Annotated in this window: 14 protein-coding genes, 1 tRNA gene and 1 pseudogene; 8 read left to right on the top strand and 8 right to left on the bottom strand. The window is 63.6% G+C overall.

The window, feature by feature from the left end:
• Nucleotides 1–114 precede the first annotated feature (114 nt).
• The 4 genes and pseudogenes from istA (at nucleotide 115) to UP09_RS27150 (ending at nucleotide 4,648) form a co-directional block, all read left to right on the top strand.
• A pseudogene (istA, locus tag UP09_RS27165) lies at nucleotides 115–1,684 on the top strand (IS21 family transposase).
• Nucleotides 1,614–2,477: an IS21-like element helper ATPase IstB gene (istB, locus tag UP09_RS27160; RefSeq protein WP_044536175.1), complete on the top strand. Its 864-nt coding sequence runs from the start codon at nucleotides 1,614–1,616 to the stop codon at nucleotides 2,475–2,477. The pseudogene istA and the gene istB overlap by 71 nt, the downstream one beginning before the upstream one ends.
• A 744-nt stretch (nucleotides 2,478–3,221) precedes the next feature.
• Nucleotides 3,222–3,407, top strand: a complete 186-nt coding sequence (locus UP09_RS27155) for a hypothetical protein (RefSeq protein WP_044541382.1) — start codon at nucleotides 3,222–3,224, stop codon at nucleotides 3,405–3,407.
• Complete coding sequence (locus UP09_RS27150; protein WP_245302233.1) at nucleotides 3,404–4,648, top strand: site-specific integrase; 1,245 nt, start codon at nucleotides 3,404–3,406, stop codon at nucleotides 4,646–4,648. The genes UP09_RS27155 and UP09_RS27150 overlap by 4 nt, the downstream gene beginning before the upstream one ends.
• Nucleotides 4,649–4,720: 72 nt before the next feature.
• On the opposite strand, the gene UP09_RS27145 is transcribed toward UP09_RS27150, so the two are convergent.
• Both UP09_RS27145 and UP09_RS27140 read right to left on the bottom strand, forming a co-directional pair.
• A tRNA-Gly gene (locus UP09_RS27145) sits at nucleotides 4,721–4,794 on the bottom strand.
• 375 nt (nucleotides 4,795–5,169) lie between these two features.
• Nucleotides 5,170–5,364, bottom strand: a complete 195-nt coding sequence (locus tag UP09_RS27140) for a hypothetical protein (RefSeq protein ID WP_044541419.1) — start codon at nucleotides 5,362–5,364, stop codon at nucleotides 5,170–5,172.
• A gap of 229 nt (nucleotides 5,365–5,593) precedes the next feature.
• On the opposite strand from UP09_RS27140, the gene UP09_RS27135 reads away from it, so the two are divergent.
• The gene (locus UP09_RS27135; RefSeq protein ID WP_044541381.1) at nucleotides 5,594–5,980 is read left to right on the top strand and encodes a YciI family protein; all 387 of its coding nucleotides are present in this window, start codon (nucleotides 5,594–5,596) and stop codon (nucleotides 5,978–5,980) included.
• Between the two features lie 73 nt (nucleotides 5,981–6,053).
• Here the strand turns inward: UP09_RS27135 and UP09_RS27130 are convergent, their stop codons facing one another.
• Together UP09_RS27130 and UP09_RS27125 are read right to left on the bottom strand one after the other, a co-directional pair.
• On the bottom strand, nucleotides 6,054–6,464 hold the full coding sequence (locus tag UP09_RS27130) for a hypothetical protein (protein WP_044541380.1): 411 nt from the start codon (nucleotides 6,462–6,464) through the stop codon (nucleotides 6,054–6,056).
• 74 nt (nucleotides 6,465–6,538) lie between these two features.
• Nucleotides 6,539–7,336 (bottom strand): lytic murein transglycosylase, encoded by a 798-nt coding sequence (locus tag UP09_RS27125; RefSeq protein ID WP_044541379.1) that lies wholly within the window; start codon nucleotides 7,334–7,336, stop codon nucleotides 6,539–6,541.
• Nucleotides 7,337–7,645: 309 nt separating this feature from the next.
• Here UP09_RS27125 and UP09_RS27120 point away from each other — a divergent pair, with 309 nt between their 5' ends.
• Nucleotides 7,646–8,851 carry an MFS transporter gene (locus UP09_RS27120; protein WP_082070306.1) on the top strand — a complete coding sequence of 402 codons (1,206 nt, stop codon included), beginning with the start codon at nucleotides 7,646–7,648 and terminating at the stop codon, nucleotides 8,849–8,851.
• On the top strand, nucleotides 8,851–10,104 hold the full coding sequence (locus tag UP09_RS27115) for an arsenic transporter (protein WP_044541377.1): 1,254 nt from the start codon (nucleotides 8,851–8,853) through the stop codon (nucleotides 10,102–10,104). Before UP09_RS27120 ends, UP09_RS27115 begins: the two co-directional genes overlap by 1 nt.
• 73 nt (nucleotides 10,105–10,177) lie before the next feature.
• Here UP09_RS27115 and UP09_RS27110 read toward each other — a convergent pair whose 3' ends face one another.
• Genes UP09_RS27110 through UP09_RS27100 form a run of 3 tightly spaced genes read right to left on the bottom strand, consistent with a single transcriptional unit; the run spans nucleotide 10,178 to nucleotide 13,322 of the window.
• A complete protein-coding gene (locus UP09_RS27110; protein ID WP_044541376.1) occupies nucleotides 10,178–11,422 on the bottom strand; it encodes a metal-dependent hydrolase family protein in 1,245 nt (414 codons plus the stop codon).
• A 29-nt stretch (nucleotides 11,423–11,451) separates the two neighbouring features.
• On the bottom strand, nucleotides 11,452–11,967 hold the full coding sequence (locus UP09_RS27105) for a GAF domain-containing protein (protein ID WP_044541375.1): 516 nt from the start codon (nucleotides 11,965–11,967) through the stop codon (nucleotides 11,452–11,454).
• Nucleotides 11,964–13,322: an MFS transporter gene (locus UP09_RS27100; protein WP_044541374.1), complete on the bottom strand. Its 1,359-nt coding sequence runs from the start codon at nucleotides 13,320–13,322 to the stop codon at nucleotides 11,964–11,966. Before UP09_RS27100 ends, UP09_RS27105 begins: the two co-directional genes overlap by 4 nt.
• 149 nt (nucleotides 13,323–13,471) lie before the next feature.
• Between UP09_RS27100 and UP09_RS27095 the strand changes: the two genes are divergently transcribed.
• Complete coding sequence (locus UP09_RS27095) at nucleotides 13,472–14,398, top strand: LysR family transcriptional regulator (RefSeq protein ID WP_197082747.1); 927 nt, start codon at nucleotides 13,472–13,474, stop codon at nucleotides 14,396–14,398.
• A 44-nt stretch (nucleotides 14,399–14,442) separates the two neighbouring features.
• Here the strand turns inward: UP09_RS27095 and UP09_RS27090 are convergent, their stop codons facing one another.
• The gene (locus UP09_RS27090) at nucleotides 14,443–14,940 is read right to left on the bottom strand and encodes a hypothetical protein (RefSeq protein WP_044541372.1); all 498 of its coding nucleotides are present in this window, start codon (nucleotides 14,938–14,940) and stop codon (nucleotides 14,443–14,445) included.
• Between the last annotated feature and the right edge of the window lie 82 nt (nucleotides 14,941–15,022).

Here is a 15,022-nt window from a genome sequence, read left to right as displayed (position 1 = left end):
TGTCATTCGGCCTGCAATATTGACCCCCTAAGCCGGGGGATCGGCGTCCAAAATTGACCCCCTACAGGTTGGTCTGTTGCGCTGCCTGCTTTGTAATGAAGCAGGTGGTCGGGGATGCTGGTCGTGGAGACAATTGCCCGGATACGGCGCGAACACTTCATCAAGGGCAAGACGATCAAGGAGATCGCCCGGGACCTGAAGGTGTCGCGGAACACGGTCCGGAAGGTGCTGAGGTCGGGAGAGACCTCATTCGAGTACGAGCGTGTTGTCCAACCGCGGCCGAAGCTGGGACGATGGGCAGCGGAGCTCGACGGATTGCTTGCGGGGAACGCAGCTAAGGCTGCTCGCGAACAGTTGACGTTGATCCGGATCTTCGAAGAGCTGCGCGGGCGCGGCTATGATGGCGGTTACGATACCGTTCGGCGTTACGCCAGGCGGTGGAGCCAAGAGCGTGGGCAATCGACGGCTGCAGCCTATGTCCCGCTGAGCTTTGCGCCTGGGGAAGCCTATCAGTTCGACTGGAGCCACGAGGTCGTCCTGCTCAATGGCGTAACGGTGATCGTGAAGGCCGCCCATGTCCGGCTCTGTCACAGCCGGATGCTGTTTGTGCGGTGCTATCCGCGCGAGACACAGGAGATGGTGTTCGACGCCCACGACCGGGCATTTGCTCTGTTCAAGGGCACCTGCGGACGCGGCATCTACGACAACATGAAGACGGCGGTGGAGACCATCTTCGTCGGCAAAGGGCGTCTCTACAATCGCCGCTTCATGCAGATGTGCAGCCACTACCTGGTCGATCCGGTTGCCTGCACGCCAGCGTCGGGCTGGGAGAAGGGTCAGGTCGAGAACCAGGTCGGACTTGTCCGGGAGCGCTTCTTCACGCCACGGCTGCGGTTCAAAACCCTCAACGAGTTGAACGCGTGGCTGTTGGACAAGTGCATCGCCTACGCCAAAGCGCACCGGCATCCGGAACTGATCGAACAGACGGTCTGGGAGGTGTTCGAAGCTGAGCGACCGAAGCTCGTTCCCTATGCCGGCCGGTTCGACGGATTCCACGCGGTGCCGGCGTCGGTCTCGAAGACCTGTCTGGTGCGTTTCGACAACAACAAATACTCGGTCACGGCCAGCGCTGTCGGGCGGCCTGTCGAGGTTCACGCCTACGCCGACCGCATTGTGATCCGCCAGGACGGGCGCATCGTTGCCGAGCATGCTCGCTCGTTCGGCCGCGGCGATACCGTCTACGATCCCTGGCATTACGTGCCGGTGCTGGCTCGCAAACCCGGTGCCTTGCGCAACGGCGCTCCCTTCAAGGACTGGGTACTGCCGGCCGCGATCGAACGTGTACGGCGCAAGCTCGCCAGCGCCGACGATGGCAATCGGCAGATGGTCGACATCCTCAACGCAGTTCTGACCGACGGCTTGCCGGCCGTCGAAGCCGCCTGCGCCGAGGCGATCACTCACGGCGTTCATTCCGCCGATGTCGTGCTCAACATCCTGGCCCGCCAGCGTGATCCTGCGCCACCGGCCAACATCCTCACCCCGGCTGCGCTGACATTGCGCCATGCCCCGATCGCCGACTGTGCCCGTTACGACAACCTCAGGAGAACCATCTGATGGAACGTACTCAACTGTTCGACCTCATGAGCGAGCTCAAGCTCTACGGCATGAAGGCCGCCTTCGATGAGATCATGGCGACCGCTGTCAAACGCCAGCACGAACCTCAACGCATTGTCGGCGACCTGCTCAACGCCGAGATCAACGAGAAGCAGGCGCGCTCGATCAAGTACCAGCTCACCATCGCCAAACTGCCGCTGGCCAAGGACCTTGAGGACTTCCAGTTCGAGGGCACTCCTATCAACCAGACGCTGGTCAATGATCTCGCCGGCGGCGGCTTCATCGCCCAGCAACGTAACGCCGTCCTGGTCGGCGGTACCGGCACCGGCAAAACACATATGGCCATCGCCATCGCCAGAAGCTGCATCCGATCTGGTGCCCGCGGCCGCTTCTACAACGTAGTCGACCTCGTCAATCGCCTGGAGATCGAGACCCGCAATGGACGGCAGGGTCGCATCGCCGAGCATCTGACCCGGATGGACTTCATTGTCCTCGACGAACTCGGCTACCTTCCGTTTGCTCAATCCGGCGGCCAGCTACTGTTCCATCTCGTCAGCCGGCTCTACGAGCGCACGTCGATCGTCGTCACCACCAACCTATCCTTCGGGGAATGGCCCAGCGTATTTGGCGACGCAAAGATGACCACCGCGCTGCTCGATCGTCTGACTCACCATTGCGATATCGTCGAGACCGGCAACGACAGTTGGCGCTTCAAGAGCCGCGACGACGATCACGCAACCCGCGCTCGCACCGTCTCCGCAACCCCGACCAGCTCCGACGGCGCGAGCGCTACCGCCAAAACCCGTCGCCCAAAGGGGTCAAAATTGGACGCCGATGCGGGGTCAAATTTGAACGCCGATTGACAGGCTGGCTGCCCAAGACGGTCAGCATCATGCGACCGTGCGGCGTCGTAGTGTCAGCCCAGGTATGTCTAGCCGACGCAAAATCGCGGCGTCGATGGCATTTCTCGGAGTGCGCCTCCGATCACAATTGAGTCATTACGTCGCGCCGGTCCCGTCGATTTTACGCCGCGACTTTCCTCCTGCCGCTTCCACGACGCTTCCACGAACGAATTTTTCGGTCAAAATCGGGTCAACAATAGGCCCTTGAAAACGATTTGTTTTCAAGGGCTTGTTGTCTGGTTGCGGGGATAGGATTTGAACCTATGACCTTCAGGTTATGAGCCTGAAGATCCTTTCGAGAAAGTATGAGCGATGAAAGCCGCTGAGCGCCGAAATATCGGCTCATGCTAGCGCTGCATGCCCTGCTCAACGATGCGGACCGCCCCCGACAAAACACACAATGCCGGATGGACGGTATTTGGCGGCTACCGGTTGCATTTTCGTGAGAACGACTCGATTGCTTGCGCCAGATCGACGTATCTGCGCCCGATCACCGCCAATTGCCGCATAAGGAAGTAAGGGTTCTTTCCAAACACAGGCTCAGCGGATTTGATGGTGCAGCACCTCGTTGACACGGGAGGCATTCTTTGAACGCACGGGCCTCAACCTCAGAATTTCGATTGGCGTGATCCGCACAAACGCGGCAGGCATCCAGCCAAAAAATGAAGCATGAGTCTTAGAAACCTCATCATTTGCGCTACAATAATGTCGAAAGCCAAATTCACCGAAGCCGATGTAAAGCGCGCCGTGAAGGGCGTCATCGAAGGTGGCGGCATCGTCGCGAACGTTGATATTTGGCCTGACGGACGGATATCGGTTACAGTCAAAGAGGACAAACACCGCTCGATGGACCCGGAAGATGATCCGGAAGTGTCGCGGAGGCTTCTGTGAAAATTGGCCGATCTGCCCTACCCTTGCCGCGCTACACAAGGCGCAAACGCCTCAAGAAGGGCGGGGTCGGATATTTTTTCGATGCGCCGACGTGGGCACGCAAGAGCGGTTGCCCGGTCAAGAATGAACCGCTGGGAACCGATTATGACTTGGCGGTGCAACGCGCCGAAAGGGTATTGCTGCCCGCGTTCGATAGCTGGCTAAGCGGCGGCGAAGATGCAAATCCGATCGGTATCGGCGTGGTGATCGGAACGCTGGACTGGATGTTTCACGAGTATCGCCGAACGTGGAAACAGAAGACCGCGAAGCGCCTGCAGCCGTTGAGCCCCGGACAATGCCGCGTGCATGAAACCGGCATCAAGATGATCTGCGAATACTTGCTACAGGACGGCAGGCGTCTAGGGACGCGGCGGGTGTCGAGCATCGATACGGCGTTCGCGGACGATCTGTTTGAGAAGCTACTCTACAAAGATGTGGAGGGCGAGAAGGTCGAACGCCGTACCACTGTCAACCACGCCATGAAAACCGCGCGCGGCGCATGGAACGCGATCTCGCGGGCGCACCCTCACATGTTTCCGCCGAAAAACCCGTTCGAGAAGATGGGCCTGCGATCGACATCGCGCGAAACGCCGCATGCGAATTTTGCCGAGCTGGCGGCGTTCCGCGCCACAGCCATCGAGATGGGCTATCCGTCATTGGCAACGGGCGTTCTGATCGGCTGGGAATGGCTCCAGCGCAAGGCTCACATCTTCATACGGTTCATGGCCGAGCACTACCGTCCAGACAGCCGTCCAAACCACGTCTATGTCATCAACTACAAGACCAGCACAGGCTCATGGGAGCCGCTGTTCGATAAGAAAGGCAAGCCGCTCTATCCCCTGCTGATGGCTGAGTTGGATGCCATGAACGCGCTGCGGCCAACCGGCGGCCTGATGCTGCGCCGAGACGGCAGTGGCCTGCCGTGGGGTGGCAAGGGTGAGATGCTGACGCAGGTCGAGCGCATTTCGAAGAAGATCATCATGGCGGCGGGGCTGCGGCCTGAGCTGACGTTCACTTCGTTCGGCCGGCATGGCGGGACCACTGAAGCGAGCACGTCCGGCCTAACGGAAACGCAGTTGATGAAGAAGGGCCAATGGTCATCGACTAAAGCGATGGCGCATTACCTGCACCATGACGACGAGGCTAAACAGGACGCGCAGATAAAGCGCATCAAGCGGCGCAAGCAGGCGGCCAAAAAGTGAACGTTTGTCGGAATGAAACAGCCCAGCTTGTCGGAATGGAAATTAACGAATCCAATAAGTGCCTGAAAACATTGGAGCGGGTGAAGGGAATCGAACCCTCGTATTCAGCTTGGAAGGCTGCTGCTCTACCATTGAGCTACACCCGCGTCGCGCGATCACCTAACACGGCCGGGCGGCCGTCTCAACTGCCCCGGCGGAGGTCTTATTCCCGGCGAACGGCACTCATTTCCGCGCATTCCACCCCTGTTCCCTCGTCCGCACGGCCACTTGTGGCCTTAACAACGGCAGATTCGCTGTCTATATTGAAATTACCGTAACCAACGAAAGGAGGTGATCCAGTGTCTTCACTCAAGCGCTGTCACCTCGCTGGGATCGCCCGCTAGGCTTTGAGCTATGAGCCTGGCATCGGGGCGCTCTCAGCCCTGGACCAGCGAGACAACATAACAGGGCGCGGCGGGAGCAATCCCGCCGCGTTTTTTGCTGCGCGGGCCCGGTGATTCGCAGCCGTTGTTGCGGCTTGGTCAGTGACCCGCCCGGAAGAAGAAGCGGAGCCAGCGCGGAAGCCAGCCGCGCCGCATCACGACAAGGCGCTCGCCGCCATTGAAGGCGGTGCTGCCGTAATAGCGGTGATGGCCGGAAACCTCGTTCCAGTCAGCGGCCTGCAATGCAGGCATTCTCTCGGCGTCGCAGATGATGGTCCCTGGCTTGCGTGGCATGATGCTCTCCAAGAGTCTGTTTGAGCCTGCGCGGTGGCCGCGTCTGCCCATCAGTCGTGCAGATCAACCCAGGCGTTCAAGCCTGAAGGGGCGATATCGGGTTTCCGGACCGTTTCGCGAGGGCTTGCCGCAACACAAAAACTGTTCGATCCGTGAGGGATGAAATGTCGGCTGGGCCGCCTTTGGCCCGTCCTTTGACCAGCCGCATCAACACGGAGGAGCGTTGCCGATGCTTTATGCCATTCTGGCCTACCACGTCGAAGCCGAGACCAGGTCATGGACCGCCGAAGAGGACGCCTCCGCCTTCGCACGCGTACAGGCGGTTCGTGAACGGCTGAAGGATCAACTCGGCCCGGCCGCACGGCTCGGCGATACCCGCAACGCCCGCACTTTGCGCGGACCCGGCCACGGCACGGTGATCGATGGCCCGTTCGCCGAAACGAAGGAGCAGTTGCTCGGCATCCACATGATCGATTGTGCCGATATGGACGCGGCGATCGCGGTCGCGCGAGATCTGCGCAGCGTCAATCCGACGGTGGTCTATGAGATCCGCGCCATCAAGCTCTATGTTCCGGGCTCGCCGTTTCCAGAGACTGCGCGCCCCCGCGGCATCTGAAGCACGAACCGACCGGATCGACGCGCGCAACAGGCACGTCTTTCGTGTCGGCCGGCGCAGTGAAGAATGCCGCTCAGCGATCGCCGGGCAGTCTCGGCAGCTTTGGAAACTTGCTGGCGTCGAACTTCGGCGCCGGCTCGTTCGCCTCCGGCGCGAGCGGCACCTCGTGACTGGGGATCAGGGTCACCTCGAAGACGAGATCGGGCACCGCATCGGCCCGTCCCGTACAGGTCGCGATCGCGCCGTTCCAGGCGCCCTCGAGCCGCACCACGAGGTCGTCGGTGCCGAACACGGTTGCGTGCCCCGCGGTGTGCCGCTTGGCGGTGAGAACAACGGAGAAGCGATCACCATCGGCCTCGACGGTGCCGTCATAGGTCATGATGCTGTCGCTGCCCCACAGCTTGCCGTCGGCCACATGCACGACGCCTGTGCCGTCCGCGAGCGACGTCCGAAACCACGCCGCATAGGTGCCGTTCTTGAGCATGGCGCCCGTCTCTGGCCGCTCCGTTTCATCGCTGACGATCTGGGCACCGTTGCGTTAACAAGCGGTGAAGGAACCTACTGGCCGTCGATCTGCCGTCCCATGATGGCAATCGCCTTCTGGTAGACCTGCGCGGCGTTCCACGCCTCGATCGCGGCGAAGTTGGGTTCCCCGGGCTGATAGCCCGCGCCGGCGCGCCAGCCATTGGCGCGCAGGAAATTCGCCGTCGAGCTCAGCGCATTGGCGGCGACGTCGAGATTGCCGGTGCCGTAGGCCAGGATGTTCTTCGGCATGAACTGGGTCTGGCCGACCTCGCCATGCATCGAGCCGCGCGTGGCTCCCGAGAGCGAACCGCGGTCGATCAGTTTCAGCGCGGCATAGAGCTGCTCGGTGAAGAACTCCGGACGGCGGCAGTCATAGGCAAGCGTCGCGATCGACGACAGCATGTTCTGGTTGCCGCGCTGGCTGCCGAAGCCGGTCTCCATGCCCCAGATCGCGATCAGCGGCCCCGGCGGCACGCCAGTGCGCTGCTGGATCGAGGCGAACAGCGCCGCCTGCGACTGCTTGAGCGAACGGCCGCGCGCCACGATGGTCGCAGCACCGCGCTTGGCCATGAACGCCTCGAGCGACAGGCTGAAACTGTGCTGGCTGCGGTCGGCGGCAATCGTCGCGCTGGCGTAGTTCGCGCCCATCAATGCGCCGATCGCAGTCTGACCGACGCCCTTGGCGCCGGCTTCCTCGGCAAACTGCCGCTTCCAGGTCTCGAAGCCACCCGGGCCGTTGCCGCACTGCGCGGCGTTCGCCTGCGTGCCCAACGCTGCAACGAGCGCGATGGCCGCGAGCGCCGACGTCGCAAGCTGTTTGGCCCTGGTCATCCGAAAACTCCTCCGCATTGGTGCCCTCAGCTGACGATGGCCGACGGTACATGACCCGATCATGAACGCCGAGCCATGATATCCGACGGCGCAGGCCGTTCGATTCCGGGAACCATAGGAAACCGTGTGCGTTTTAGCCACACCTCCGTCAACACAAGGTATCCGCCCTGCTCTCTCCGCACGCGATCGCCGGTTGGTTTGCCCGCACTGGGGCCTGTTCGTGATCGTGGCGCAGGGAGAATCCGCGTGACCACAGATGATTCGCGCCAGCAAAAGGCGCTCACGCCATTACTGGCGCTGAACTTCTTCATGGCGGACATGCAGGCCGGCATCGGCCCGTTCCTCGGCGTGTTCCTGCTCGCGCATGGCTGGCAGAGCGGCTGGATCGGCACCGTGATGACCGCGGGCGGCGTCGCCGGCATGCTGATGACGACGCCGGCAGGGGCGCTGATCGATGCCACGCGCAGCAAGAAGCTGTTCGTCATCATCCCCGGCATTTGCACCGTCATCGCATCGGGCATCGTGCTGCTGTCGCAGCAATTCTGGCTGGTCGCGGCCTCGCAGGTCGCAACCGCGATCGCGGGTGCTGCGATCGGTCCGGCGGTTGCCGGCATCACGCTCGGTATCGTCCGCCAGGCCGGATTCAATCGCCAGAACGGCAAGAACCAGGCGCTCAATCACGCCGGCAACATGGTCGGCGCCGGCCTGTCCGGCCTTCTCGGTTGGCTCTACGGCTTCACGGCCGTATTCTGGCTCGCGGCCGCCTTCGGCGTGCTCTCGATCATCTCCGTGCTGATGATCCCAAGTGAGGCCATCGACGATGACGCTGCGCGCGGATTGGAGCAACAGGACAAGGACAAAGGCCATGCCGGCGGGCTTAAGGTGCTGGTGGAGTCGAAGCCGCTCCTCATCCTCGCTGCCGCGCTGCTGTTCTTCCATCTCGGCAACGCCGCGATGCTGCCGCTGTACGGACTGGCTGTCGTCGCCGACAAGCACGCCGATCCTGCGAGTTTCGTCGCGATGACCATCGTGATTGCGCAGGGGACGATGATCCTGACCGCACTCGTCGCGATGCGGATGGCCGAGAAGGAAGGCTATTGGATGGTGCTGCTGGTGTCGTTCGCCGCGCTTCCGATCCGCGGCGTGATTGCTGCGTGGCTCCTCAACAAATGGGGCGTCTACCCGGTGCAGATCCTCGATGGCGTCGGCGCAGGTCTGCAGAGCGTCGCGGTGCCCGGTCTGGTGGCGCGAATTCTCAACGGCACCGGTCGCGTCAATGCCGGCCAGGGTGCCGTCATGACGGTTCAGGGCATCGGCGCGTCGCTTAGCCCGGCGACCGGCGGCTGGATCGCGCAGGAGTTCGGCTACGGCCCGATGTTCGTCATCCTCGGTGCCTTCGCCGCGGTCTCGGTCACCCTGTGGACGCTGTTCGCCCCGTTGCTCAAGCCGGCCTGCGCCGGCGTATCCGAACGGACGCCACGCGATATCGCTATTGCCGGCGCGGGAGCGGCTTGATGTTCGCATCAACCGCGACCTGGGGCATCGCCGGCCTCGCCACGCTCGGCGTCGTCGCCCGGCCCTGGAATTTGCCTGAGTACATCTGGGCGGTGACCGGCGCGGTGCTGCTGGTCGCCCTCGACCTGCTACCGTGGCGCGATGCGATCGCGGCCGCCGGCAAAGGCGTCGATGTCTACTTCTTCCTGATCGGAATGATGCTGCTCGCCGAGGTCGCCCGCAAGGAAGGGCTGTTCGATTGGCTTGCCGTCCAGGCCGTGCGGCGGTCGCACCACTCGGCGTCGCGACTGTTCGCGATCGTCTACGCCGTCGGCACGTTGGTGACGATCTTCCTGTCGAACGACGCCACCGCGGTGGTGCTGACGCCGGCGGTCTATGCCGCCACCCGCGCCGCCAAGGTCGAGCCGCTGCCCTATCTGTTCGTCTGCGCGTTCATCGCCAACGCGGCGAGCTTCGTGCTGCCGATCTCCAACCCGGCCAACCTCGTCGTGTTCGGCGAGCGGATGCCGACACTGCTCGAATGGCTGCATTACTTCGCGCTGCCGTCAGCGGTCGCGATCATCGTGACCTTTGCCCTGCTCCGTTTCAGCCAGCGCAACAGCCTCGCGGGCCGCGTCGACAGCGACGAGACCCCGATTGCCCTGACGCGCGGCGCCGCGATCGTGGCTTTCGGCATCGCAGCTACCGCGATCGTTCTGCTCGCCGCGTCCGCGCTCGGCCGCGATCTCGGGTTACCCACTTTTGCTTGCGGCGCCATCGTCACCGCGATCGTGCTGCTGCTCGGGCGAAAGTCGCCACTGCCAGTGCTGCGCGATGTGTCGTGGTCCGTGCTGCCGCTGGTGGCCGGCCTCTTCATCCTGGTCGAGGGCCTCAACCATACCGGAGTGCTGCCCGCGCTTGCCGATGTGCTGAAGCAAGCGGCCGCCACCTCGCCCCATGCCACCGCCTGGAGCGCCGGCATCATCGCGGCAACAGCCTCGAACCTGATCAACAATTTGCCGATGGGACTGATCGCAGCGACGACCACGCAGGCCGCACAGGCGTCACATCAGGTCACCGGCGCGATCCTGATCGGGGTCGACCTCGGTCCGAACCTTTCGGTGACCGGCTCGCTTGCGACCATCCTGTGGCTGATCGCCCTGCGCCGCGAAGGCGAGCATGTCGGCGCGCTCCGCTTCCTGCGGCTCGGCATCGTGGTGATGCCGCCCGCGCTGCTATTGTCGTTGTTCGCCCTGTCACTGGTCTCGCCCTGACGGGCGACCCGCGTCGAATATGTCGAGCATCGCGACAAGCATCCGGCGGACGTGCTGCCGTGAGCCTCGGCCGCTACGCCGCCAGCCTGTCGACCTGGACCTTGCCCGCCTTCATGACGAGCGGAATGTGCTCGCCCTGGCCGAGCAGGCACGCGACGTCGCGCAGCGGATTGCCTTCGACCACCAACAGATCGGCAAAGGCCTCGGGCGCGATGCGGCCGAGCTTGCCTTCCATGCGCAGCACCTCGGCGCCGACAATGGTCGCGCTCGCGATCACCGCCTGCGGACCGAGCACTTCGGCACGGATCCGGAATTCGTTGCTCTGCAGACGCTGCGATGGTCCAAGCAGATCGGTGCCAAACCCGATCTTCACGCCGGCCTCGCGAAGGATGCCAAGCGAGCGCAGCCCGGCGTCGCGCACGTCGGCGACCTTGGCGACGCTTGCGGCAGGCAGGCCGTATTGGGCGCCCTCGCTCGCCAGCGCCTCATAGGTGACAAGCGTTGGGACCGCATAGGCGCCCTGCTCGGCCATCAGGCGCGCGGTCGGAAGGTCGACCAGATTGCCGTGCTCGATGGTGCGCACGCCGCAGCGCACCGCGCGCTCGATCGCCTCGGCAGTGTAGGCATGGGCCAGCACATAGGTCTGGCGCGCCCGCGCTTCAGCGACGATGGCGCGGATCTCGTCCTCGGAATAGCCGAACGCTCCGATCGGATCGGTCGGCGAGGCAACGCCGCCGGACGCCATGATCTTGATCTGATCGGCGCCCATCTGCAGCTCCTCGCGGACCGCCTTGCGGCAGGCATCGACGCCGTCGACGACGCGCGCGATCGCGCCGACCCGCACGCAGCAGGAGCAGGTCGGGTCGCCCAGATAGTCCGAGCGTGCGCGTCCGTCGCCATGCCCGCCGGTCTGGCTCAGCGCGCGGCCGGAGACGAACAGCCGCGGACCGTCGGTCAGGCCGGTGTCGATGGCCTGCTTGAGGGCGTAACCCGCGCCGCCGGCATCGCGGACGGTGGTGAAGCCCCGCTTCAACATGCCGCGCAGCAGCATGGTCGAGCGCAGCGTCACCAGCACGTTCGCCATGCGCGCCTGCGCCGCCAGATCGAGCTCGACAGCAACAGCATGCACATGCAGGTCGATCAGGCCTGGCATCAGCGTCTTGCCCTTCAGATCGATGGTGCGATCCGCCGACGCCTGCAGCGGCCGATCCGAAACCTCCTTGATCAAATCATTCTCGACCAGCACGTGATGCCCTTCCAGCAATTCGGGCTGAAGCGGATCGAGCAGTGCGGCGTTCTTGAAGAGCGTTGTGGGCATGACGATGTCCTTGGCGATGTCCTGTCGGGTTAGAACGCCGCCGGCGTCAGCAACGCCGGCAATGCGAGTTGGGCAAAGGGGCGGCAGGCGGCGACGTCATCGTCGTCGTACCAGCCCGCTTCATGGAGGAGATTGAGCGAGCCGAGCGTGCGGCCGCGCCAGCGCACCGGCATGTTGAGCACACTGGCGCAACCGAGCGAGGCGATCAGCGCGTGGTCGGAGAACACCGTAGCGAGATCGTCAAGCGTGCGGCCGATATAGGCCTCGCCCCGGTCGAGCACGGCCTCGGTCCACGGTCCCGCCGCGAGCCGCTTGCGCCCGCCCGCCGGATAGGATTCGGGAAGATTGGAATAGAGCCGCGCGGCCTCGCCGGTCACGCCGTCATAGGCCAGGATGGTGAACAGTTTGTGCCCGATCGCCGATCTCAACGCGGCGTCGAGCGCCGCGAACACCGTGTTCGGCTGATCGACGCTGGCATGCGCGATCGCGACGTCGCACAACAGCGGATCGGCATGCGGCTTGGCGTCCCTGCGGTGCGGCGTCATGCGGCTTCGCTCGCGGCGATCTCTTCCAGCGAGCGCCCGCGTGTCGGCACGCCCATCAGCACGACGGTCAATGCACCGATCAGGAGCACGGTCGTGGTGACGCCGAACACGCCGGCGAAGCCGAAATTCGGATAGAGGTAGCCGACCAGGATCGGCGAGACGATCGCCCCGATGCGGCCGATCGCCGACGCAAGCCCTGCCCCCGTGGTCCGGATCGGCGTCGGAAACACCTCGGCCGTGTAGGCATAGACGCCGGCATAAGTGCCGTTCATGAAGAACGACAAGAGGATGCCGGCCAGCATGATCTCTCCGTCGCTGGTGGCGAGGGCGAGGCCGAACGCGCTGATGCCGCCGAGCAGCATGTAGGTGGCGATCGTGGCCTGCCGGCCGATGCGTTCGTTGAACCAGGCGGCGCTGAAATAGCCGGGCACCTGCGCGCAATACATCGTCAGCGAATAGCCAAAGCTCTTCGTGATGCTCATGCCGTTCTGCACCAGCAGGCCGGGAATCCAGACGAAGAAAGAGTAGTAGCTGAACGTGATCGACAGCCACATGATCCAGGTCATGGTGGTGATGCGGGCCTGCCGCCCGGCGAACAGAGACGCGAAATTGGTCGCAAGCGTTCCCGCTGGCGCCGGAGCCGCGGTCACCTCGACGACCGGCGGCGGCAGGACATGGCCGGCGCGCGCGAAGCTCGCTTCGACCCTGTCGAGCACCGCTTCGGCCTCCTTGAGCCGTCCCCGGCTTTCCAGCCAGCGCGGCGATTCCGGCAGCGCCCTGCGCCACCACAGCAGCATGACGACAGGCACGGCGGTGATCACTAGCACGATGCGCCAGCCGTTATCGTAAGCCGGCACGATGAAATAGCCGAGCAAGGCGGCTGCCACAAAGCCGAACGAGAAGAAGCCCGCCAGCGCGCCCGTGAAACTGCCGCGGTAACGCCGCGCCACGAACTCCGCAAGGTAGGGCGCGATGATCGCGCTCTCGGCGCCGGTGCCCATCCCCGCCACCACGCGGGCGGCGAAGAACGACGACCAGCTATCCACGGTCGCGCTGACCACCGATGCCATACAGTAGAGTGCGAGCGCCGACATCATCACCGCGCGGCGGCCGATCAGGTCGCCGAGCGTGCCGGCCAGCAGGGCGCCGAACAGGAAGCCGACAAAGGTGCTGCTGCCGAGCACGCCGGTCTGGACCGCCGTGAGATTCCAGGCGGTGCGGAGCACCGGCAGGATAAAGGCCAGCACGGCGGCGTCCATCGCGTCGAACATGTAGCCCAGGCCGCCCATCAGCAGCAGATGAATATGAAAACGTGCGAACGGAAGGCGCTCGATGCGCGCCGATATCATCGACATCTGAAATCCCCCTGCCCCACGGCCCGGCGCCCGTATTCCCCGGGGGCACTTGTGCTCCCCGGGGCACTTGTGCTCCCGCGGAGGGATAATAGACAAACCGCCATTATCCCAATAATTTATAGTTATGATCTCATATATCACCAGTGTGAATGTCACCGATGTCATTCCGGACGCTTGACCTGAACCTGCTGAAGGTCTTCGAGGCGCTGATGACCGAGGGCAGCGTCACGCGGGCCGCGAACGCGCTGATGATGACGCAGCCTGCGGTCAGCAACGCGCTGGCACGATTGCGCGACGCGCTCGGAGATCCATTGTTCGTGCGGTCAGGCACCGGGATCCGCCCCACCCAACGCGCCGTGGCGTTGTGGGATCCGATCGGCGAAGCGCTGGAAAGCGTGCGCGGCGCGCTCGACGAGAAAGTCTTCGATTCGGAGCGCGCCCAGACCGAGTTCAGCCTGTCGATGTCGGATTACGTCGCCTCGCTGGTGATGCCGCGGCTCCTCAACCGTTTCGCCAAGGCCGCGCCCAACGCGCGCATCCGCACCGTGCCCAACACCATCATCGGCATCGCCGATCAGCTCGAGGACAACCGGGTCGATTGCGTGTTGAGCGTCTACGTCAACGAGGCGCAGCATCCGGCGCTGATCCGCTCGCGCTCGCTCTGGACCGTCGACTACGCCTGCTTCATGCGGCGGGACCATCCGTTGGCCGCCGGCAAGCGGCTGAGCACGCGCAGCTTCCTGAACGCCAAGCATGTCGATGTCAGCCTGGCCGGCCGGACGTTGCCGACCTACGACCAGTTCCTCGCCTCGCGCGGGCTGTCGCGCAACCTCGTCTCCATCGTCAATCATTACGGTGCGGCTTACGAGATCGTGCGCCAATCCGACCTGATCGGCGTGCTGCCGCGGGATCTGCGCGGCCAGTCGCGACACGCCCCGTCGCTGCGCGCGATGCCGCTTCCGCTCGAGGCGCCACCGCGCGTCGTCAGCCTATTCTGGCACCAGCGCAACGACACCGTACCTGCCCAGCGCTGGCTGCGCGAAACGCTGGTGGAGCTGTTCGCGCGGATGGAGTGAGGAAGTGAATTCACATTCTCACGGACATTCCGATCGAGCGAATTTCAGCCCATCGCAGCCTTTCTTGGCCGTCCCGCCGTGCGCGGACGCAGATGGGCCTGCATCATCAACGGGTCCCGCTGCATCGCCCGGAGCAACATCCCAATGGGTGCCGGCACCGTACCCGCGGCACGATACGAATTCCAGGTGCTGAGACTGACGTTCACCAGATCGGCGGCCTCAGCATTGGATATTCCCATCTGATCTTGCCAGCGACGAATCTCAACGTTGCCGAATGGACGCTGCTCATCAGCCAGCATCTTCAGATGCATGGCATCGATTGCGAGGTCCTCGTCATTCCAAGCGACCGCCGATCCGTAGGATGCAACGTGCGCTTGACTGAACGTCGAAGCATCTTTGAGTGGCGCAAGAATATCGCCACCGGTGGCAATCCACCCGGTCAAGTTCACAGCGTCGCGGCCTCGTCTCCCTCGCCAGCGGACGACCAATGACGACGGAACTTCCACCTTAACGGCTTCGACCCGCGGAATTTCCCTATCCATGTAAATATCCTAGTACAATTTTCGTAGTAGGTTTTCTGTCCGATTCGCCCGAGCCATCGCCCGTCCGACGCGCTCTCACTAT

Origin of the sequence: Bradyrhizobium sp. LTSP885 (genome assembly GCF_000938305.1) — a bacterium.
Taxonomy (GTDB): Bacteria; Pseudomonadota; Alphaproteobacteria; order Rhizobiales; family Xanthobacteraceae; genus Bradyrhizobium.
Note: the sequence above shows the minus strand (reverse complement) of the source record. Positions and strands in the feature narration are given on the sequence as shown.

Excerpts from the sequence above, each read along its gene's own strand:
- istB (WP_044536175.1), top strand. The coding sequence starts at position 1,614 with ATGGAACGTACTCAACTGTTCGACCTCATGAGCGAGCTCAAGCTCTAC.
- UP09_RS27155 (WP_044541382.1), top strand. The coding sequence starts at position 3,222 with ATGTCGAAAGCCAAATTCACCGAAGCCGATGTAAAGCGCGCCGTGAAG.
- UP09_RS27140 (WP_044541419.1), bottom strand. The coding sequence starts at position 5,364 with ATGCCACGCAAGCCAGGGACCATCATCTGCGACGCCGAGAGAATGCCT.
- UP09_RS27135 (WP_044541381.1), top strand. The coding sequence starts at position 5,594 with ATGCTTTATGCCATTCTGGCCTACCACGTCGAAGCCGAGACCAGGTCA.
- UP09_RS27130 (WP_044541380.1), bottom strand. The coding sequence starts at position 6,464 with ATGCTCAAGAACGGCACCTATGCGGCGTGGTTTCGGACGTCGCTCGCG.
- UP09_RS27125 (WP_044541379.1), bottom strand. The coding sequence starts at position 7,336 with ATGACCAGGGCCAAACAGCTTGCGACGTCGGCGCTCGCGGCCATCGCG.
- UP09_RS27120 (WP_082070306.1), top strand. The coding sequence starts at position 7,646 with ATGGCGGACATGCAGGCCGGCATCGGCCCGTTCCTCGGCGTGTTCCTG.
- UP09_RS27115 (WP_044541377.1), top strand. The coding sequence starts at position 8,851 with ATGTTCGCATCAACCGCGACCTGGGGCATCGCCGGCCTCGCCACGCTC.
- UP09_RS27110 (WP_044541376.1), bottom strand. The coding sequence starts at position 11,422 with ATGCCCACAACGCTCTTCAAGAACGCCGCACTGCTCGATCCGCTTCAG.
- UP09_RS27105 (WP_044541375.1), bottom strand. The coding sequence starts at position 11,967 with ATGACGCCGCACCGCAGGGACGCCAAGCCGCATGCCGATCCGCTGTTG.
- UP09_RS27100 (WP_044541374.1), bottom strand. The coding sequence starts at position 13,322 with ATGTCGATGATATCGGCGCGCATCGAGCGCCTTCCGTTCGCACGTTTT.
- UP09_RS27095 (WP_197082747.1), top strand. The coding sequence starts at position 13,472 with ATGTCACCGATGTCATTCCGGACGCTTGACCTGAACCTGCTGAAGGTC.
- UP09_RS27090 (WP_044541372.1), bottom strand. The coding sequence starts at position 14,940 with ATGGATAGGGAAATTCCGCGGGTCGAAGCCGTTAAGGTGGAAGTTCCG.